At 38.1% G+C, this 20,967-nt stretch carries 21 protein-coding genes; 10 read left to right on the top strand and 11 right to left on the bottom strand.

Translation table 11 applies throughout. The features are described from left to right. Both yidC and mnmE read left to right on the top strand, forming a co-directional pair. Positions 1-1,755, top strand: coding sequence for a membrane protein insertase YidC (gene yidC, locus AC1M9B_RS14005; RefSeq protein ID WP_035268599.1), 1,755 nt, complete (start codon positions 1-3; stop codon positions 1,753-1,755). An 80-nt stretch (positions 1,756-1,835) separates the two neighbouring features. After that, entirely contained in the window at positions 1,836-3,200 is a 1,365-nt protein-coding gene (gene mnmE, locus AC1M9B_RS14010; RefSeq protein ID WP_092768715.1) for a tRNA uridine-5-carboxymethylaminomethyl(34) synthesis GTPase MnmE, read from the top strand. Between the two features lie 47 nt (positions 3,201-3,247). Here mnmE and AC1M9B_RS14015 read toward each other — a convergent pair whose 3' ends face one another. After that, a complete protein-coding gene (locus tag AC1M9B_RS14015; protein ID WP_092768718.1) occupies positions 3,248-4,441 on the bottom strand; it encodes an MFS transporter in 1,194 nt (397 codons plus the stop codon). Between the two features lie 217 nt (positions 4,442-4,658). On the opposite strand from AC1M9B_RS14015, the gene AC1M9B_RS14020 reads away from it, so the two are divergent. Further along, positions 4,659-5,360 carry a DsbC family protein gene (locus tag AC1M9B_RS14020; RefSeq protein WP_481592399.1) on the top strand — a complete coding sequence of 234 codons (702 nt, stop codon included), beginning with the start codon at positions 4,659-4,661 and terminating at the stop codon, positions 5,358-5,360. 52 nt (positions 5,361-5,412) lie between these two features. On the opposite strand, the gene AC1M9B_RS14025 is transcribed toward AC1M9B_RS14020, so the two are convergent. The 5 genes from AC1M9B_RS14025 to AC1M9B_RS14045 all read right to left on the bottom strand — a co-directional run bounded on the left by AC1M9B_RS14025 (position 5,413) and on the right by AC1M9B_RS14045 (position 9,014). Further along, positions 5,413-5,664 (bottom strand): GlsB/YeaQ/YmgE family stress response membrane protein, encoded by a 252-nt coding sequence (locus tag AC1M9B_RS14025; protein WP_035268591.1) that lies wholly within the window; start codon positions 5,662-5,664, stop codon positions 5,413-5,415. Positions 5,665-5,813: 149 nt separating this feature from the next. Next, a complete protein-coding gene (gene hpt / locus AC1M9B_RS14030; protein ID WP_481609318.1) occupies positions 5,814-6,341 on the bottom strand; it encodes a hypoxanthine phosphoribosyltransferase in 528 nt (175 codons plus the stop codon). Between the two features lie 136 nt (positions 6,342-6,477). After that, complete coding sequence (locus AC1M9B_RS14035; protein WP_257219949.1) at positions 6,478-6,609, bottom strand: hypothetical protein; 132 nt, start codon at positions 6,607-6,609, stop codon at positions 6,478-6,480. Further along, entirely contained in the window at positions 6,575-7,906 is a 1,332-nt protein-coding gene (gene guaD / locus AC1M9B_RS14040) for a guanine deaminase (protein ID WP_481609319.1), read from the bottom strand. Before guaD ends, AC1M9B_RS14035 begins: the two co-directional genes overlap by 35 nt. A 52-nt stretch (positions 7,907-7,958) precedes the next feature. Then, the gene (locus tag AC1M9B_RS14045; RefSeq protein ID WP_481592396.1) at positions 7,959-9,014 is read right to left on the bottom strand and encodes a Rieske 2Fe-2S domain-containing protein; all 1,056 of its coding nucleotides are present in this window, start codon (positions 9,012-9,014) and stop codon (positions 7,959-7,961) included. Positions 9,015-9,178: 164 nt separating this feature from the next. Here AC1M9B_RS14045 and AC1M9B_RS14050 point away from each other — a divergent pair, with 164 nt between their 5' ends. Continuing rightward, on the top strand, positions 9,179-9,742 hold the full coding sequence (locus AC1M9B_RS14050) for a nucleotidyltransferase family protein (protein ID WP_180028803.1): 564 nt from the start codon (positions 9,179-9,181) through the stop codon (positions 9,740-9,742). A gap of 68 nt (positions 9,743-9,810) precedes the next feature. Here AC1M9B_RS14050 and AC1M9B_RS14055 read toward each other — a convergent pair whose 3' ends face one another. Next, on the bottom strand, positions 9,811-10,773 hold the full coding sequence (locus tag AC1M9B_RS14055) for a TerC family protein (RefSeq protein ID WP_481588063.1): 963 nt from the start codon (positions 10,771-10,773) through the stop codon (positions 9,811-9,813). Positions 10,774-11,409: 636 nt separating this feature from the next. Here AC1M9B_RS14055 and AC1M9B_RS14060 point away from each other — a divergent pair. Continuing rightward, positions 11,410-11,697, top strand: coding sequence for a GNAT family N-acetyltransferase (locus AC1M9B_RS14060; RefSeq protein WP_035268578.1), 288 nt, complete (start codon positions 11,410-11,412; stop codon positions 11,695-11,697). A 21-nt stretch (positions 11,698-11,718) separates the two neighbouring features. Continuing rightward, on the top strand, positions 11,719-12,012 hold the full coding sequence (locus tag AC1M9B_RS14065) for a GNAT family N-acetyltransferase (RefSeq protein WP_481592395.1): 294 nt from the start codon (positions 11,719-11,721) through the stop codon (positions 12,010-12,012). Between the two features lie 27 nt (positions 12,013-12,039). On the opposite strand, the gene mpl is transcribed toward AC1M9B_RS14065, so the two are convergent. Further along, positions 12,040-13,410: a UDP-N-acetylmuramate:L-alanyl-gamma-D-glutamyl-meso-diaminopimelate ligase gene (gene mpl, locus AC1M9B_RS14070; protein WP_481609320.1), complete on the bottom strand. Its 1,371-nt coding sequence runs from the start codon at positions 13,408-13,410 to the stop codon at positions 12,040-12,042. Positions 13,411-13,662: 252 nt separating this feature from the next. Between mpl and AC1M9B_RS14075 the strand changes: the two genes are divergently transcribed. Then, entirely contained in the window at positions 13,663-14,007 is a 345-nt protein-coding gene (locus AC1M9B_RS14075) for a DMT family protein (RefSeq protein WP_035270328.1), read from the top strand. A 16-nt stretch (positions 14,008-14,023) separates the two neighbouring features. On the opposite strand, the gene AC1M9B_RS14080 is transcribed toward AC1M9B_RS14075, so the two are convergent. After that, positions 14,024-15,286: a DUF2254 domain-containing protein gene (locus AC1M9B_RS14080; RefSeq protein ID WP_481609321.1), complete on the bottom strand. Its 1,263-nt coding sequence runs from the start codon at positions 15,284-15,286 to the stop codon at positions 14,024-14,026. Positions 15,287-15,572: 286 nt separating this feature from the next. Between AC1M9B_RS14080 and purE the strand changes: the two genes are divergently transcribed. The 3 genes from purE (at position 15,573) to AC1M9B_RS14095 (ending at position 19,134) form a co-directional block, all read left to right on the top strand. Beyond that, positions 15,573-16,085 (top strand): 5-(carboxyamino)imidazole ribonucleotide mutase, encoded by a 513-nt coding sequence (gene purE, locus AC1M9B_RS14085; RefSeq protein ID WP_035270333.1) that lies wholly within the window; start codon positions 15,573-15,575, stop codon positions 16,083-16,085. 15 nt (positions 16,086-16,100) lie between these two features. Next, positions 16,101-17,222: a 5-(carboxyamino)imidazole ribonucleotide synthase gene (locus tag AC1M9B_RS14090; protein ID WP_481588067.1), complete on the top strand. Its 1,122-nt coding sequence runs from the start codon at positions 16,101-16,103 to the stop codon at positions 17,220-17,222. Between the two features lie 631 nt (positions 17,223-17,853). Beyond that, on the top strand, positions 17,854-19,134 hold the full coding sequence (locus tag AC1M9B_RS14095; RefSeq protein WP_481609322.1) for a lytic murein transglycosylase: 1,281 nt from the start codon (positions 17,854-17,856) through the stop codon (positions 19,132-19,134). A gap of 58 nt (positions 19,135-19,192) precedes the next feature. On the opposite strand, the gene AC1M9B_RS14100 is transcribed toward AC1M9B_RS14095, so the two are convergent. Both AC1M9B_RS14100 and AC1M9B_RS14105 read right to left on the bottom strand, forming a co-directional pair. Then, positions 19,193-19,567, bottom strand: a complete 375-nt coding sequence (locus AC1M9B_RS14100; protein ID WP_035270344.1) for a hypothetical protein — start codon at positions 19,565-19,567, stop codon at positions 19,193-19,195. Positions 19,568-19,667: 100 nt separating this feature from the next. Beyond that, positions 19,668-20,585 (bottom strand): matrixin family metalloprotease, encoded by a 918-nt coding sequence (locus tag AC1M9B_RS14105; RefSeq protein ID WP_481596648.1) that lies wholly within the window; start codon positions 20,583-20,585, stop codon positions 19,668-19,670. Between the last annotated feature and the right edge of the window lie 382 nt (positions 20,586-20,967).

The following is a 20,967-nucleotide window of genomic DNA, read 5'->3' on the forward strand; positions in this document are numbered from 1 at the left end:
ATGCAACAATGGGCCAGGTTTGCAATTCTCGGGGCCATGTTTGTCACCGCATATTTGCTTATTCTTGCTTGGCAAAAAGACTATGGTCAAACTGAAACAACTGCTGCGACAGCACCTGCTGCCGTCGTTGCCCAAGATGTTTCTGCTGATCTGCCAACGAGCCAAACGACAGCGGGTTTAACTGATATACCGCAAGCAAATATTGCAGCTGAACAACAAGACACAACTACACCTGCAACAGCAAATCAACAATTAGTTGCTGTTCAAACTGATTTATATCATCTTTGGATTAACCCTAAAGGTGGTGACATTGTCCGTGTTGAACTACTCAATCATGATAAAAGTAAAAATAGTGAACAACCGTTCGTTATGCTTGAAAATGATGAGAAACGTACTTATGTCGCTCAATCAGGTTTAATTGGTTTAAATGGACCTGACAGTAGCCGTAGTGGACGTCCAACATTTGAGTTTGAAAAGTCGACTTATACTTTAGCTGATGCTCAAGCAACCACCAATAAAGATGGTGAAGCTGAGAAAGTGTTAAAAGTACCAATGGTATTAAAAACGGCTGATGGTGTTGAAATCATCAAAACGTTCACTTTCCAAGAAGGTGCATATCCAGTTAACGTAAGTTATCAAGTGATTAACCGTAGTCAGCAAAACTGGCAAGGTCAAATGTTTGGTCAGATCAAACGTGACAATTCTGAAGATCCAGGTAAAACTGATCAAGGAATCTTTACGCTGGGCACTTATTTAGGTGGTGCTTGGGGTACACCTGATGAGCACTATAACAAATTAAAATTTGATAATTTTAATGAAGAAAAGTTAAGTGTTGAGGCTCAAGGTGGTTGGGTTGCAATGGTTCAGCATTACTTTGTAAGTGCTTGGGTGCCTGGTAACTTCGGTAACCAGCCGTATTCTGCAAAAATGGAGTCACGTAAATCTGCTGATGGTATGAATATCATTGGCTTTACTTCGCCTACCATTAATGTACCAGCTGGCAAAACAATGACTGTTGATGCAACATTCTACTCAGGTCCAAAAATTCAATCTGAATTAAAAGACTTGGCAACTGGTTTAAATCAAACGGTTGATTATGGTTGGTTATGGCCAATTGCGAAATTGCTATTCTTAGGTTTGCAATTCTTCCACGGCATTGTTGGAAACTGGGGTTGGTCAATTATTCTGTTGACAATTCTTGTGAAACTTATTCTTTGGCCTCTTTCATCTAAGAGCTATCGCTCTATGGCGAAAATGCGTGTGATTGCACCAGAAATGCAACGCATGAAAGAAGAGTTTGGCGAAGACCGTATGCGTTTCTCACAAGAAATGATGGCACTTTATAAGCGTGAACAAGTCAATCCATTATCTGGCTGTTTACCTTTACTTCTTCAAATGCCAATTTTCTTGGCTTTGTATTGGGTGCTCATGGAGTCTGTTGAGTTACGCCACGCTCCTTGGTTAGGTTGGATTCAAGATTTATCTGCAATGGACCCATGGTTTATCCTACCATTGTTGATGGGGGTGACGATGTATGTTCAACAAATGTTGAACCCACAGCCGACAGATCCAATGCAAGCAAAAGTCTTTAAGTTTATGCCGATTATTTTCACGGTGTTCTTATTGTTCTTCCCTGCTGGTCTTGTGCTTTACTGGATTGTCAACAACTTGATCACGATTCTTCAGCAAGGTCTGATCAATAAGAGTGTTGAGAAAGCTCGCTTAGCAAAAGAAGATACAGCATCTACGAACTAAGTTTTGTTAGTAGCTGAATCGATCCGCTTAAGGTGATATCCTTAGGCGGATTTTTTTTGCCTAGCTTTGAGATCAATTCAATGACGAACCTACAACATCAAACCACTATTGCTGCGATTGCAACACCGCCAGGTCGTGGAGGTGTAGGTGTAATTCGACTGTCTGGTCCTAAGGCATATGCCATAGCAGAGGCTTTAACTGGTAAGGCACTCGGTCCTGCTCGTTATGCTGCATTTCGTCAATTTCTTGATGCGAATGGGCAAGTCATGGATGAGGGTTTGGTGATTTGTTTTCCAAATCCGAATTCTTTTACGGGTGAAGATGTAGTTGAGTTACAAGGTCATGGTGGACCGGTGATTCAAAACACATTATTGGGTCGACTGTTAGAGTTAGGCGCAATTGCAGCAAAAGCGGGTGAGTTTTCAATGCGCGCTTTTGAAAATGGAAAAATGGATTTAGTTCAAGCAGAAGCAATCGCTGATTTAATTGATGCTACTTCACAAGCAGCAGCTCGTTCTGCAGTACGTTCATTGCAAGGCGCATTTTCTTCTAAAGTAAATACAGTATTAGAAAAACTCATTCACTTACGATTACATGTTGAGGCGGCGATTGATTTTCCTGAAGAGGAAATTGATTTTCTTGCAGATGGAAAAATTTTAGCGTTATTGGAAGATGTGCAGGCATCAGTGGGTGCAGTACAACAATCAGCACGCCAAGGTCAACTTCTGCGTGAAGGTTTACAAGTGGTGATTGCAGGGAAACCCAATGCAGGTAAATCGAGTTTATTGAATGCATTGGCTGGTGTTGAGCGCGCGATTGTAACGGACATTGCAGGTACAACGCGTGATGTACTACATGAGAAAATAAGCCTAAATGGTTTGCCAATTACCCTGACGGATACAGCAGGTCTGCGTGAAACGGGAGATATTGTTGAGAAGGAAGGTATTCGTCGAGCGATTAAAGAAATAGAAAATGCTGATCTCCTACTCTTGGTTTACGATTTGAGTCAAGGTGAAGATCCGATGCATTTGGCAGATACTTACTTTGCTAATTATATCGATCCTAAACGCTTAATTTTAATCGCTAACAAATGTGATTTAGTAGATAGTGAAGCTAAAGTTGCTGATCTCCAAGGCTTTAGACACATTACGGTCTCAGCCAAGCAAGAAATGGGTGTTCAATCGCTTGTAGATGCGATTACAGCACATGCAGGCTTTCAGCCTGAAGAAGATACCTTTATTGCAAGAACACGCCACCTAGACGCAATGAAGCGCACTCAATCTTATCTTGCGGAAGCTCGTGAACAACTTGTTGTTTACCATGCAGGAGAGCTTGTCGCAGAATCGTTACGTCTCGCACAGAATGCATTAGGTGAAATTACTGGTGATTTTAGTGCGGATGATTTACTCGGAAAAATCTTTGGCTCTTTCTGTATTGGGAAGTAAACGAGTTTTTATCTGTGGTTTAAAAAGCCCAGTAAGGGGCTTTTTGGTTAATTGGCTAAAGGTAACTTGCTTGGCTTAACCATCATCTGCTTTATGAATAAAACAATCAGTAAGATTGAAATTGCAATACAGAACCAAATCACTGCATTTGTAAGCCCAAAATGGTCAGCTAAATATCCTACTGCTAGGATGGGTAGAATCGTTCCGAGATAGCCGATAAAGAGATAAGTAGACATGACGGCGGCTCGATTGTGAGGTGTGGTCATGTGATGAATAAGTCCGAAAGCCCCAAGTAAAGCTAAGCCATGTCCAATCCCAAACAGACCATCGCTTAGGAAAAATAACCAGCTAATTTTAAACTCCATACAGAGGAATAAAGCGATCACGCTCATGAAGCAAGTCATGATACCGAGTAATAGGCTGGATTGCGGTTTGATTGATCTTGAAAAAAATTGTGTCGCAGCTGAAATCAGTAAAATGACAGTAATGGCAGAACCACTAATCAGTGGACCGTGCCAAGGCAAAATGTCTTTAACAAATGAAGGAGATAGTGAGGCGTATAAACTAAATCCTGCAAAAACAGCAAATGCAGTCAAGCTCAGTATAAAAAATTGAGTGCGATCATGTGATTGTGGTGTTAATAATTTGGGAGCAAAATTAAATTTTTGCACATCAAAAGGTATAGGTTTGAGTGTAAATAGACTAAAGAAGCAAAATATTGAACCTATCACAATGGGTACATAAGGTATTACCAAAGGATATGCAAAGAATTCAGCAAAAAATCCCCCAAATAAAGGACCTAACCCAAATCCAACAGCAGTAATGATTGAGCTTAATTGTGGTGCAATTTGTTTATGGGAAGTTGGAACAGTTTGAATAAGCCCAATAAGAGCAGATGTTGTCATCAATCCAGATGCGATACCAATGATAAATCTTCCCCATGAGAGAGACATGACATCGCTCGCAAAGATAGACATTAACAAGCCAATGGTGATAAAAATGAGCCCAAGTTGCATAGTTTTTACATAACCAATGGTATTACTGGTTCTGCCCAAAAACAGTAAGGTGGTCAGGCACCCTAGCATGTAGGAAACGAAAATAAAGGTGATATCGCTCGGGTTTAACCCCCATAATTCTTGGTAAATTGGATAAAGTGGGCTAGCAAGCGCTGTTCCAATGGTGCCGATACAGAGTGCGATACTTACGAGAATAAAATCTCGCCACGATTGGTTTTCATTCATTATTTGTCTTATAGAACAGCAGTGCTGATACGAAGATTCATTAGTCTATGTCGACTGTTAAGCATGAGTCAATTATCTTCAATCAGTTAAAATTCAACTGTCATATTTGGTTTCACGTGAAACAATTTATGAGGTTTAAAATTACATAAAAACTGATCTTCGTAGAAAGTAGAAGATTAGAATAAGCAATAATATCCATCAAACATATGCTCAACTTATGTATAAAAAAATTTTAATCAGTGCTTTACTTGCACTGTCTACAAGTTCTAGTTTTGCGAATATTGAATTGCTTCAGCAAAAAATTAAAACGCAGCACCCAAAATTGAATATTCAAAATTTACAAAAAACTGAGATGAAAGGTCTCTATAGCGGATCTTTAGACAATCAGATTATTTATATTGATGAAGAAGCTAAGCATTTATTCTTTGGATCAATGATTCGTATCGAAGATCAAAAAAATCTAACACGTGATTTGGTGCTGAAACATAATTCAGTCGACTTTAAACAACTTCCACTTCAAGATGCCATTAAGACTGTAAGGGGGAATGGTAAGCGTCAGCTCGCGATCTTTTCTGACCCAAATTGTCCATATTGTAAGACGCTTGAAAATAATTTAAGCCAGTTAAAAGATGTGACAATTTATACGTTTATGTATCCAATTAAATCTCAATCGATCCAGCCCTCTAAACAAGTTTGGTGCTCCGCAAACCGTGAGTTTGCATGGAATGCCCTTTTACAAAAGAATCAACAACCAACAGCCCAAGCTGATTGTTCAAACCCTATTGAAAGAAATTTGGAACTTGGACGTCGTCTAGGTGTTCAAGGAACGCCAGCAATTATTTTTGAAAATGGATTTAAGGTAACAGGCGCTTATCCAGCTTCAGAAATTGAAAAAATTTGGAAAGAGCTGAACTTATAAAATCTAGTTCATAGAAATGAAAAAAAGCACCTTAACAAGGTGCTTTTTTTCGTTAAGATTTTTTGGTAACGAGGTTATAAATAAACAGAACGATAATTGCACCTATGACTGAAGCAATAAAACCTGCCGATGAACCTTCGGGATAAATATTAAGAAGGCGTCCACCATATGTAGCAAGTAATGAACCAGCAATACCTAATAACGTCGTGACGATGAAGCCTGCTTTATCGTCACCAGGATGAATTGCGCGAGCAATTAAACCTGCTATAAAACCGATAAGAATAGCTCCAATAAGTGAAAACATATTTGTTCTCCTTTTTATCATGAATTTTTATTGTGTCGCTCAAATATAGTTGATTATGTATCGATGTTTGAAAAGAAGAATCACGCTACATGTTGTTGTTATTTTGTTGTTTATAAAAAAAGTGGCATATGCCACTTTCTTAAAAAAAATTACAGACCGATTTCACCAATGAATGGAATGTGACGGTATTTTTGATCGTAATCTAGTCCATAACCTACGATAAATTTATCTTCAACTTCAAATCCTAGAAACTCTACTTCCAAGTCGATTTCTCTTCGAGAAGGCTTACTGATCAGCGTGCAAAGTTTGATAGAGTTTGGCTCACGAGTTTCAAGGATTTCTACCACTTTACTCAGCGTATTGCCTGAATCGATGATGTCCTCTACGACAAGAACATCTTTACCACGAATTTCACCATCAAGGTCTTTTAGAATTTTAACATCACGACTAGAAGTCGTTCCACTGCCGTAACTTGAAACTGTCATAAAGTCGAGTTCGTGTGGTTTTTCAATTGTGCGGCATAGGTCTGCCATGAAAATCACTGAACCGCGAAGTAAGCCTACAAGAACCAATTCTCGATCACTATTTGCATAGTGAGCATTAATTTGATTACCAAGTTCATTAACTTTCGCTTGAATTTTTTCAGCGGAAATCAACACTTTCATGTCAATGGTCATGGGTAGATACCTAAAACAACAATTCTAAAATTAAAAAAGGTGTTGACCTGCAACACCTGAAATATGCTTCGATTTTAAAACATATCCCAGAATGTTGCACCCTTTTTAAAAAAACGAAATGTAAACTAATGGTTTATTAATGCGCATCGCGTTTTAGTACGACAGCACAAACTAAGAATACAGCACCAATCAACACATATTTTTTAATTGGGTGTTGTGGTTGAGTCTGAGCATTAGGATGCTGATTGTTGATATGCTTTTTGTCCATAAATATAAGTCGCCTCAATATTTCGATCATCACCCATGGTAAACAATGCGAAAAGTGCATCTTCAATATTTTTAGCGCGTTGTTGTCTTAATGTTTGTAATGCAGTGGCATTCAAATTTAATACAACAAAATCCGCTTCTTTTCCAATATTAAAGTTACCAAGTTTACCCTCGAGCGCTAATGCTTTTGCTCCACCTAGGGTCGCATGATAAAGCGATTCAAATGCAGATAATTTGTCGCCTTGGAGTTGTTGAACTTTATAGGCTTCATTCAACGTTTGAAGCTGATTAAATGAAGTCCCCGCACCGATGTCTGTGCCAAGACCGACTTTGACTTGTTTATCCCAGGTTTTTTTCAATGGAAACAATCCACTTCCTAGAAAGAGGTTTGAAGTCGGGCAGAAGGCGATTGCAGAGTTTGTTTGATGCATACAATCCCATTCATGCTCTTCTAAATGAACGCAGTGAGCGAAAACAGATTTATTGCCTGTTAATCCATAGTGGTGATACACATCTAAATAGCCATTTTGCTCAGGAAAAAGCTCTTTCACCCAAGCGATTTCATTGGTGTTTTCACTCAAATGAGTATGAATATATACATCAGGATATTCAGTTTTTAACTGCCCTGCTCTTTTTAATTGTTCTGGTGTAGAGGTAGGCGCAAAGCGAGGCGTAATGGCATAAAGGTTTCGACCTTTACCATGCCATTTCTCAATCAATTCTTTGCTATCTGTATAAGCATTTTCAGCGGTGTCTATCAGTGTTTCAGGTGCATGACGATCCATCAATACTTTGCCTGCAATCAAACGCATCTGGTATTGTTCTGCCGCTTCAAATAGTGCATCAACAGATTCTTTATGAACTGTACAAAAAACCAATGCAGTCGTTGTGCCATTTTTCAGCAGCTCATTGACAAAAAAGTGTGCAATTTGGTCTGCATAAGCTTTGTCTTGAAATTGGATTTCTGTAGGAAAGGTATAAGTGTTCAGCCATTCGAGTAATTGTTCGCCATACGCACCTACCATTTCAGTTTGAGGAAAGTGAATATGCGTATCGATAAAACCAGGAACAATCAGTTGATCTGGGTAATGCTCAACTTGGATAGAGGATTCAAGCTGACGGAGCTGTTGTTGCCCATCTTCCCAACGACCAAACCATTGAATTTTACCCGCTTGAGTAATCAATAAACCATCTTCTACGTAACGCACTTGGTCGTGAATTTCACGCGCTTGGGCAACCGTATTCTGAATATCTAGGAAGCGACCGCGAATCGCCGTCGATGCAACTACAGAAGACATTTAAAACCTACACTTTTAATTTTTTCGATTGATTGTAACTGATCTATCTTAATTAAACTGTATATCGTTTGCTGAGCCCCCACTCTGCGAGAATACGACGATAAGTAGTCGAAGATCGATCAGCCTCAAAATGCGCTTCCATCATTAAATCAAGTGGTAATTCTTCAGGTTTTTGCGATTCTACGATATCTTGGTCTTCGGCAAAAATTTGGGCATTAAAATCATAGACTGCTTGTAAATCTCCAGTCTGATCAAAATTACGCGTCAAAGGAACAAATAATCTGGTTTGATTGACCGATACAGGACAACACGCATTCAAGATTTTTAAAATCCCATTGTCTGGAAAATCTACAGTTAATATCGCTGAAAATGGTGGGTAAATATCAAAAGTTCTTTTCCACTCAAAACCTTCTGGCTCTAGGTGTTTCAAAGCATGCGGGTAATTACTGACACCACTAATATAAATTGTTTTTAAACCATAGTCTGTTCTCTCAGTATGGTATTTCGGTACAACTGGGTTGTTTCGATCTGCAAAAGCTTCGTGATGCACCCATGCAAAGTGAGCTACATCAATGAATCCTTCGAGTTGACGACCTGCTGAGCCTGCAATATCAACATATGGAGGTAAAATAGACTGATGATCAGGATGATCCCAAGTGTCAAGTTGGGGAATATTATTGTGTTGAAAATCACGTCCATGCAAGCTAGTCCAGACCAGTCCATATCTCAAAATTACTGGAAATTGAGTTAAACTAAAACGGTCAGATATCTTAGTTAAATCAGGTTGAGCAGGAATTTTTGTACACTTCCCTGCAAGGTCGAATCTTAGACCGTGATATCGGCAAATAATTTCTTCACCCTCTACCCATCCTTTACTTAGAGGTACACCACGATGAGGGCAGATATCACGCACTAATCGAATTTCCCCATTGTCAGTTTGGTAAATCGCCATTTTTACATCAAGTAAAGTGACCTGATGTGGTGTGGTTGAAACATCTTGAATACGAGCCACTGGATACCAATATTGCGCGAGAATTTCCCAATCTTGTAAGTCGAAACTACATTGGCAAGGTGCACTGAGTGGATTTAATGCGGGAATCATATTCATCGTCATTTCCTAAAAAAAGAGCTCCGAAGAGCTGCGCTAAATTTACTGAGCTTTTTTCTTTGGAGATGATGCAAGATCTTTGCCAACCGTCTCTTAACATTTAAAATTGGAGAGCTGAGTGGAAATATTAAATTCTAATCAAAATATATAAAGTGAATTCACCCATGGACTTATATGAGAAGTTAAGCCATTTAATACGATCTAATGCAGATATCTATGAACTTTTACAGTGTTTACGGCAGATTGATAGTGCGGCCTATTTTAGTGCGGGCTTGATTCGAAATTGGATCTGGTCTTATTTACATAATCAAAATTATTCCATTTTTGAAACTGAAATTGATGTCATTTATTTTGATCCTTCAGAAAAAATGGATGAGAGACGAAATTATTTAAAGGGTGCACTTCAACATAGATATCCTAATATTCATTGGGACATTACAAATCAAGCTCTGGTACATCATTGGTACAGAACTGATGAAGGTGCTCAAATTGATCCATATACTTCAGTACATCATGCTATGAGTTTTTGGCCAGAAACGGCAACCGCAATCGCTATCAAATTAATGGAGAATAATCATATTGAAATCCTCGCCCCTTTGGGGCTTGAAGATTTATTTACTTTAAAATTAAGGTGGAATAATCGTTTGGTTTCACGTGGAGTCTTTGAACATAGGGTTAAGTCAAAATGTTTTTTGGAACGATGGCCTAAGTTAAGCATTGTGAATTAGATGGCTCATCTAATGATATAAATAAAGCCTTCAGATGAAGGCTTTATTGAATCCAACAAAGTTTGACCTTATAAGGTCGTTTGATGATGTTTTTTACTATAACGAATTGAAAGCCATGCTGTAATTGAAAGGGCAATCACGATAAAACTTAATGAGATCCAAATTGGCATATGGAATACGTCAAGCATAAGCATTTTGAAACCGATAAAAATTAAAATAGCCCCAAGTCCATAAGGCAAATAATGCATTTTTGAAGCGGCTCCAGACAGTAAGAAAAACATAGCCCGTAGACCGAGGATAGCCATCAAGTTAGCTGTAAGGACGATAAAAGGATCAGTGGTGACCGCAAAAATCGCTGGAATAGAATCGACTGCAAAAATAACATCAGATGCCTCGACTAAAATTAGCACTAAAAATAATGGGGTTGCCCATAGAACGCCATTTTGCCTTACGAAAAACTTATTTCCTTCCAACTGTGGAGTAATTCGCATGTGTTTACGTAGCCATTTCAGAATGGCCATATCTTCAATATTTGGATCATCCTCTTGTCCTTTAAGGAATTTAAATCCAGTGTATACAAGGAAAGCACCGAAGATATAGAGGATCCACGAAAATTCCTGAACGAACCACGCACCGATAAAAATAAAAATTGTTCTGAGAATAATAGCGCCCAATACACCATAAAGGAGTAATTGACGTTGAAGTGCAGGAGGTATAGCGAATGCAGCAAAAATCATTAGCCACACAAAGACGTTATCAATTGCGAGTGACTTTTCCAGTAAATAGCCGGCAAAATATTCCATAACTTTCGTATTGGCTACGTTTATACCAGCGGTATTTTCTAGATATAGCCATAGTCCACCACCAAAAAGTGTTGCGACAGTGACCCATGCAATACTCCAATAAGCAGCAGTTTTAACTTTAACTTCTTGACCTTCTTTTTGTTTAAAACCTAGAAAGTCAATTAAGAGCATAATCGTGACGATGCCAAAAAAAATGACATAAAGCCAAATATTGCCTATGGTTTCCATAGTGATCTCCAATACTGGCAATTGATTTTGGCATAAAAAAACCTCGACCAGTTGCCAGATAATAATTCTGAAACAACATGATCAAGGTCTTGCCTACACCATTTTGATTATGCATTTTAGATAATCGAAATGATGCTCAGATACCGACTTCTTTCAAAGTGTAATGACGATATTCTGACACAGTATTTAAGTACTGTTGGAGGAGGCTACTCCCCTTGTTCAAATTTGATAATAAATTACGTTGAAATCGTTTCATTTGATTTCGAGTGCACAAAGGATGACACACTTATAAGTTGTGTGCAAATTATTTAAATGGGTTATTAAATTTGTCTTTAAAAATTGAAATTAATAAGATTATTGCAATGATGATCAATACTACAATTGATATTAAATAGATATCCATTTCACTTACTCATTAATTTTTTAACAATAATAATACATTTATATGTTAAAAAAATAACATTTAATGATTATGACTGACAATATATATTTTTGTTTTTTATAATATTTCTTTTTTTAAAATAAATTAAAGTTTTGAATTTGTAATTGATAGACAAGTTTGTCCCATTTTTTCATAGTGTTATGTAAATATGTCGTTCTAATCTATATTTAATAACGAATGATAGGATAATGATAATGTTAGAAATTAAACATCAAGAAAATGGATCAAAAGGTGAGTTTTTTATTGGTGAAGATGGCCATCATTTAGCTGAAATGACTTATTCATGGGCAGGTGAAGATAAATTTATTATTGATCATACTTGGGTTGATGATTCATTAAGAGGGCAAAACGTGGGACGTCAACTTGTTGACCGTGCGGTGGAATTAGCACGTCAAAAGAATGTTAAAATCTTACCGCTTTGTCCATTTGCTAAATCTGTTTTCAACAAAGATGAAGCAATCCACGATGTTCTGTTTAAATAAAATCATACAGTGAGCAGTCATATGCAGTTTGAACATATCGATAGTGTGAAAGGCGGTGAGTTTTATCTCACGGACGCAGATCAATCAAGAATTGCAGAAATCAGCTATCGTTACCAAACTCCACAGATCATTATAGCGGATCATACTTGGGTCGATGATCGTTTACGTGGACAAGGAACTGCAAAGTTATTGTTAGATCGACTTGTAGAATTTGCTCGTACAGAAAAATTAAAAATTGTTCCAACTTGCTCTTATGTGGTTGTCATGTTTAAGCGTTTTCATAATGAATATCATGACGTTATCGCTTATAAATAAAAAAGCCCGCAGAGCGGGCTTTTTTATTTATTCTTTTGCTTTGAGTGCTTGAATGAGTTTTTGATGCAAACCACCAAAACCACCATTTGACATGATCACAACGGCATCCCCCTCGCCTGCATCATTCACGACAGTTTGAATGATCTCTTCTAAAGTACGCGCTACCACAGCTTTATTCGGAGCAGCTTCAACAACAGGTTGTAAATCCCAATCTAAACCCTCAGGTTGATACCAAATCACCTCATCTGCCAATCGAGCAGAATATGCTAAACCATCTTTGTGGCTTCCCATTCGCATCGTATTTGAGCGAGGCTCAATAATCGCCCATAGTTTACGTTCGCCTAATCGTTTACGAGCACCATCCAGTGTTGTGTCAATTGCTGTTGGGTGATGAGCAAAATCATCGAAAACTTCAATACCTCGAATGGTATCGAGGAGCTCCATACGGCGTTTTACACCACCAAAATTCGATAATGCTTCGCATGCAGTTTCAATGGAAACACCTACATGCTCTGCAGCTGCAATGGTTGCTAAAGCATTTGCAACGGAGTGTTGACCTGTCATCGACCATTGGACTGTACCTTTTACTTCGCCGTCTTTTAAGACTTGGAAATGAGTACCATCTGCAGAAAGTTGGTTTGCAGAGATAGTTGCTTGATCATGAGATTCGAGGGATGTGCGGACGATCGGTGTCCAACAGCCTTGTGCCAAAACTTCATCAATATTCGTTTCAGTGATTGGTGCGATGATACGGCCTTCACTTGGAATAGTACGAACCAAATGATGAAATTGTTTTTGAATGGCAGCGAGATCATCAAAGATATCTGCATGATCAAATTCAAGATTATTAAGAATAGCTGTCTTTGGATGGTAATGAACAAATTTAGATCGTTTATCAAAGAAGGCAGAGTCGTATTCATCTGCTTCTACACAGAAATATTGACCTCCGCCTAGACGAGCACTTTCTTTAAATCCAAGTGGTACACCACCAATTAAAAAACCCGGTTCCAAGCCCGCTTGATCTAATACCCAAGCTAACATCGTGGTAGTAGTTGTTTTTCCGTGTGTACCAGCAACCCCTAATACATGTTTACCTTGTAGCACATGGTCGGCAAGGAACTGTGGTCCAGAGATATAGGGTAAACCCTGATTTAGCATGTATTCAACGGCGTCAATTCCACGTTTCATGGCATTACCAACGATCACTAAATCTGGGTGTGGTTGCAAATGACTACGGTCATAACCTTGCATTAAGGTAATACCCGCATTTTCAAGTTGTGTCGACATAGGTGGATACACATTTTGGTCCGAGCCTGTCACTGTGTGCCCTAGGTCTCGAGCTAACAGTGCTAACGATCCCATAAAGGTGCCACAGATTCCCAAAATATGCAGATGCATGATGATTTACTCCACTACTCTTTTCGACACAAACATCTTTTTGGTGCTGTTGTCATGTGTTATTTGATTTGATGTCAACGATAACAAGGGTCTTGGTGAAAAGATAGTGATTATTAGAAGGCATTCCGTAAAATTTTGCAGAAATAAATTTTTAAACTTATGAGCTAAAATATATGAATATTTTTAATCTAGTATGATGAAACGAAATGATTTAATCGTAGAATAACGCGGACGATTTAACTTGAGATTTAAATGATTTATTTACCTTTATTGCTTCTGATTTTAGCAAATTGCTTTATGACTTTGGCGTGGTATGGTCATTTAAAATTTTTGCCGCATGATGCCCCTTTATGGCAAGCCATTCTATTTAGTTGGATCATTGCATTATTCGAATACAGCTTAATGATTCCTGCAACCAAGATGCTGGCTCAAAATGGCTGGGCTGTGGGACAAATGAAAATCACTCAGGAAGTCGTTACGCTATTGGTATTTGTTCCTTTCATGATTTTCATGTTTAAACAGCCTTTCAAATTAGATTATGTATGGGCTGCACTTTGCTTATGTGGTTGTGTCTATTTTGTATTTAGAACACCATGATTCAAAAGGATGAAGATTAACTAAAGTTATTTTCATATTCCCGAACTAATCTTTGACGATCAGGTTCAAAATCAAAATGTTTTAAGCAGCGTGCCAAGATTTCATGTGCCATTTCATGAGCAGCTTCCCGTAGTTCCGGTTCAGATACATTTTTTTCAATCATGGATAAGCATTTAATTATTCTTTGATTTAATTCGATATTACTTATACAGTCCCGTGCCATCGGTGCAAAGCTACTGCTAATAAACTCACGAATATCAAACATATCGACACTGATATTCGAGAAATTAAAAGTTTTCTGTTCTGGATCTGGCTGACTATCAATAATAATCCGCGTTAAGGCATTGATCGCACTAATTGCTGAACCCACATCATTAATTGCAGCTGACATCGCTTTTTGTCCAACCTCGCTCATGACCAATAAACCAAATCTTGGGTCTTGTAAAAAGCTACGGTTCGTTTCGATAATTACGTATTCATGAATTTGTTGTTCTAAATTTTTTAATTCTTCATCATCTATTAGATTTTCTGCAAAGACTTCAATCAGAACCAGTGATGGGTCTACAAATTTCCCAGGAAGAAAAGCAAGATGAATATGTGCATTGTGAGTTTGAGCAAGAAGATTTAAGGACTCAATATCAAAATGAGTAAAATAACCTGTCTGTTTTGGGTGTATTTTGAGTTGGCTGTCGCTCAATGGTTTTTGTCCAGAAGCGCCAAAGTTGGGATGTGTACGAAATGTACTTAAAGCTTGAGATGCTGCTGTTTCAATTTTAGAAATAGCATTGGTTAGTGTGCCAAGCTGAGACAATGTTTGTACCCAGCGAATTAATGTCACAATCAAATAAATAAGAACCAAAATGGTACTTACGAATAAGACAAATCGACCCGAAACTCCATAATATTGTAAACCTAAAGCGATTTTTGCGATGACGGCATAGATAAATGCGGAAATAAAACTGGTAATTGCGAGACGAGTATTATCATCATTCATCATCAGCTTATAAGCACGTGGCGTACCACTCGATGAAGCTGAAGCAAATGCGGCGACCATAATCGAAAGTGAAAATGTAGTGACCGCCAGCATACTCGAAGCAATGATATCCAGTAGGCTACTTAGTGTTTCAATACTGATATTTGGAACCGCGTGTGATGGAATAAAATAACGACTTGCAGTTGCAAATAAAGAGAAAAAAATCGCTAATAAAGCTCCAAGTGCTGGTGTAAACCATAAATTTTCTGCAGGGTTATTCCACCATAATTTCAGTTTAAACCACATTCTATATTCTCCTTTTTATTTTTTAATTTGAATGGCTTAGTTCAGTTTAATCCAAATTCAATTTCAATTTATCTTGAATGAGCCAGATGTTTAAGGTGGATGAGGCAGAACAATGACCAATCATAAAATTCATTTTTATGTCTATTAACAAGTATATATTTTTAATCCTTATTTTATCAGCTTAACTTTAGACCTATTCATTTTCAGTCTATAATAGTGAGTTCTTATTAAAGCTTGGCTCTCGTCGAGATTTATCTCTCTTACTTTAATCTCTGGAAACATTGCAATGAATGCGGCCGCTTCACAAGACACTCCTCTCGTTGGAATTATCATGGGCTCTCAGTCAGACTGGGCGACACTCGAACACACTGCCAATATGTTGAATCAGCTTGGTGTACCCTTTGAAGCGGAAGTTGTTTCAGCACACCGTACGCCAGATCGTTTGTTTGAATATGCTGAGCAAGCTCGTGATCGTGGTATCCAAGTGATTATTGCGGGTGCTGGTGGTGCAGCGCATTTACCGGGTATGTGCGCAGCGAAGACTGATCTTCCTGTTCTAGGTGTGCCGGTTAAATCTTCGATCTTGAATGGTGTTGATTCATTGCTTTCCATTGTACAAATGCCAGCAGGTATTGCTGTCGGTACATTGGCAATTGGTCCTGCAGGTGCGACCAATGCTGCGATTATGGCGGCACAAATTTTAGGTTTAACTCGCCCTGATATTGCAAAGAATGTAGCCGATTTTCGTTTAGCGCAAACTGAGAAAGTTGCGAGTAAAAATATTCCTGGTCAAGCTTAATTCGAGAGAAATCTTATGGATAAAACCATCGGTATTTTTGGTGGCGGTCAATTGGGTCGAATGATGGCGCAGGCGGCACTTCCATTAAATATTCAATGTACTTTTTTTGAAGCAAGTACAGACTGCCCTTCTGCTGCTTTGGGTCCAGTGATCTCAACTCAAGCTAAAAATGGCTTACAGGATTTCATTAATAGTGCAGAAGTCTTTTCTTTAGAATTTGAAAATACGCCATTGTCAGATGTAGATGTATTAACTGAAACCAAGCAACTGCATCCCCCGCGTCAGGCTTTAGCGATTGCTCAGCATCGCTTGTCTGAAAAAGCGTTATTTGATGAGTTAGATATTCCAGTAGCACCTTACAAAGCGGTGACATCACTAGAAAGTTTACAAAACGCGGTCGCTGAACTTGGTCTTCCAATCGTACTAAAAACTTCACGTGGTGGTTATGATGGTAAAGGTCAGTTTGTCTTACGCACTGCGGATCAAATTGATCAAGCATGGGCGGAACTTGGTCCTGCGGGTGAATTGATTGCTGAAAGTTTTGTGACTTTCTCGCGTGAAGTGTCAATCATTGCAGTACGTGGTCAGAATGGTGATGTGAAAACATGGCCATTGGCTGAGAACCACCATCATAATGGTATCTTATCGCACTCGATTGTCCCTGCACCGAACAGTGTAGATCTACAACCTGTAGCACAAGATTACATCACTCGCTTGCTTAACCATTTGAACTATGTCGGTGTGCTGACGCTTGAGCTATTTGTGACGGACAAAGGCTTGTATGCCAATGAGATGGCGCCACGTGTACATAACTCAGGTCATTGGTCGATTGAAGGTGCTGTGTGCTCTCAGTTTGAAAACCATATCCGTGCTGTTGCAGGCTTACCTTTGGGTTCAACTGAGATGATTCGTCCAACGGTATTGGTGAACATTATTGGTCAGCATCCAAAGACTGAAGATGTGTTGGCTTTAGAGGGTGCACATTTGCACCTTTATAACAAGTCAGAACGTGAAGGTCGTAAAATTGGTCATATTACCTTAATGCCAATCGATAGCTCAGAATTGACTACACTCTGTCGCCAATTGTCGAAAATTTTACCAAACCCATTAGCATTAAGTGAAGATATGACCATCTAGACTTTAAGTTGCTGATAAAAAAAGCGATCACACGAGTGGTCGCTTTTTTATTTATCTTGTTTAAGGCATGATTGCGCCTCTTTAAAAATCACTTGCCATTGGTCGGATGAAATTTTAAAAAAATTGCATAATAATTATACTATTAGTTCTGATTAGAATACATATTTTGAACTGTGTATAAGTTTGATTATGGCTTATGTGAGCCATCTTAACTTTGAATTCAAAGTGGGTTTAAATTCAAAATAATAGGCTTGCAGGATATTTTGAATTCAAAGTTACTATTGAGGTTTGAATTCAAAAATGTATTTAAAGATTTATATCTAAATTCTTATCTATTGAGTAAATTAAATTATTTTAATATTTATAATTTTCAATGATTTAGGTTGATTTGCAGTATTGGATGACTGTGGATAAGTTTTTTGAATTTAAATGTTGTGTGGCGGTTTAACTTTAAATTCAATAACAAATGAATTTAAAACTAGGTTGTGGATAAGTTATTAAATTTAAATTTTCAAAATAAATTTAAAAAAGTAGAAAGTATGAATTTAAATTTACGATTCGATGCTTTAATTTTTAGAGTGAGCTGTTAAGGTAAAGACATAATTCCAACATTTTAGAATTACAGGGTCTTATGCAACGGCTTGCACTCACGATAGGTTCATTTTTTTTAGCGATATCTCAAACTCATGCTGAGTTGATTATTAATGGTCAGTCTGTGACAGCCTCGCCATCCATGACGCCAACTGTGTCATCCGCTCCTAATTTTCAGCAATGCATCTCGAATTTAAAATCACAAGCGATCACTAGAGGGGTTAGTTCGGCGACGTATGATCGTTACACGCAGAATTTAACTCCTGACTATTCTGTGATTGAACGTTTAAATTATCAGCCTGAATTTTCGACGCCAATTTGGGATTATTTGTCAGGTTTAGTTGATGATGAACGTGTTCAATTGGGGCAACAGAAACTTCGACAGCATCGAGAAACACTTGACCGTGTAAGTGTGGCTTATGGCATTCCAGCTGAAATGGTGGTTGCAGTTTGGGGAGTTGAGAGTAACTATGGTGATATTTCTGGACGCTATCCATTACTTCAAGCTTTGGGAACTTTAAGCTGTGAGGGGCGCCGTCAATCGTATTTTAGAGGTGAATTTTTTACCACCATGAAACTTTTACAGCGTGGTGATGTTCGGGAAGAACAATTGAGAGGATCGTGGGCAGGGGCTTTTGGTCATACTCAGTTTATGCCTTCAACCTATGATGAGCTTGCTGTAGATTTTGATGGTGATGGACGACGTGATCTAGTCTCGAGTATTCCAGATGCTTTGGCTTCAACAGCAAATTTTTTGAAGAAAAGAGGATGGCAAACTGGTCAACCTTGGGGATTTGAAGTGCAGATTCCTGCAGGAATGTCAGTTGTAGGTGAGGGGCGACGTAATAAGAAAGCATTGTCTTATTGGGTCAATCAAGGATTGAATAGAGTGGATGGCTCCCCTTTAATTCAGGGTAATCTTTCTGCATCTTCTCAAGCTGGGTTGCTTGCGCCTGCTGGCAGTGCTGGGCCGGTCTTTCTAGTATTTAAAAATTTTGATGCTATATATAGTTATAACGCAGCAGAAAGTTATGCGTTGGCAATCGCACATTTATCAGATCGATTGCAAGGAAAAGCTAAAATTGCAAAAGCTTGGCCGACTGATGATCCTGGTACATCAAGAGCAGAACGCCGAGAAATTCAACGCTATTTAATCCGGCGCGGTTACGATATTGGTGCGATTGATGGTTTAATTGGGGATAAAACTCGACAGGCAATTCGTCAAGAGCAAACCCGATTGGGCTTAAATCCTACAGGTCGAGCGGGACAGCAGATATTGAGTGCATTTAGAAATGAGCAGGCTCAGCTGATGATGCAATAAATAGGTTCTCGGATTAAAAAAGGTCAACATAGGTTGACCTTTTTTTGTGATGATGTTTCTAAATAATAGAGCGATCGATTTTAACAGCATCGAGTAAGTCAAAAATGACTAAGGTTACATCTTGACTTAATTCTCGATCGTTAAAAATTTCATAAGCTGTAATGGTGACATCTGTATCGCTTGGAAGCTGGCGTTGTTCCTCTTCAATTAAATCTTGAATAGGTAATAATGTTTGCTTAATTTGAATATGTAAGACGTCTTCGAATTTAATGTTCTCATCATCGAGTTCGATGAGTTGTTTATTGAAATATGGCAGTAAAATTGAGTAGAGATAAGGTTGAAGCTCGACAATATCAAATATTTCAATATCACGAGTTTCCTCGATCGTGCTGATATGATCATTTACCTCAAGAATAATATGATAATAACTCACGTCTCTCTCCTCTGATTAATTTTAAAATACCTTAACACGAATTCAAAACTATTCAATTAAATCCGTAATTTAATTATGGGATTGAGCTGTGGCGCTGATTTTATCGACTTTTTAGCAGTTCGAGGTCGGCAGTAGTCAATTTAAAATTGGAGAAATTCTGCTTTTCTAGAATTGGATACATTAAGGCATTGGGGTCATTAGTATGCTGAAGACCTAATGCATGGCCAAATTCGTGAGCTAATGTGATTCGAAGCTCATCTATAGATTGAAATTCATAAATATTGATTTCACGACCATTAAACTCGCCTTTGTGGAACATTTTGGCTTGAAAAACTTGGTTAAACTCATTAATAGCTTTACGTTGTTGGTGTTGGGATTGGTTGAATTTTTCAACTTTATCGTTGAGTTCTGTTCGTAAGATGTTAAATCGTTCAATATTGCTTTCAATCCCAAGCTTCTGCTGTGTGAGCCGTGTCTTAGAGTTATTGATCTGCTGAAGTTGTGAATCTGTAATAGATGTGTTTAAGCCATTAATGTGGTGGACGAAATTATTATGTTGATCTAGATCATTACTATAGTTGTGTTGCTGCTGTTCAATTTGCTGTTTTAAAAATTCAAGTTGTTGTGATTCTTGCTCTAGCTGTAATCTCATTTGGTCGGCTAATGATTTGCTATTTTCAAATTGCTTTAGCGTATGCTTTCTATAATTGGATTCATTTTGACGTTCATCAAAAATGAGATTAATTGTAAGACGAGCATTGGGGTCGTAAACGAAATACTTTTGTTGAGTTTGATTTTCCCAGATATTCGCTGCCTCTTGAGTTATTTGGCGTAATGCCTCTGTATCAAGTTGAAATCTTGGGTCAATAAACCCAATACGATATCTTAGGCGTTGATCAATGGGGTGTTGAAGCCGATCTAAAGTTGAATTGTGATTTAATTGAGGATGAATAAAACGTTGTACAGCAAAATATGCAACGCATAAAAAGGAAAAGATCAGAATAATGGAGCGCATCATGCGAGCAATTCAACTTAATTTTTATTCAATGTAGCCTAAAAAAACATTTTGGAAAATAAAACATCAAAATATATGAGCTCCAGTGTGTATAAAAATGAAAATTATTCGTAAAACTTAAATGAATGATGAAAATAAATATGAATAATGATTAAAAAACGAGTGAAAATTCATGTTTTTCATCTTTTTAGTCGAAAAAAGCAACACCCGTTGAAAATAAGTGAAATAAGGGGTTGCAAGGGAGGAAAAAATCTATAGAATGCACCCCATACCGACGAGATACACGGAAACGAGCGAAGCAGGTTGCTGAGTTGTTAAGTGTTTCGAGTCCAGCTTCTAGCATTGACGAGATGTTAGAAAGATCATTAAGAGATTATGAAGAACA

The organism is Acinetobacter sp. ANC_7513 (assembly GCF_056779915.1).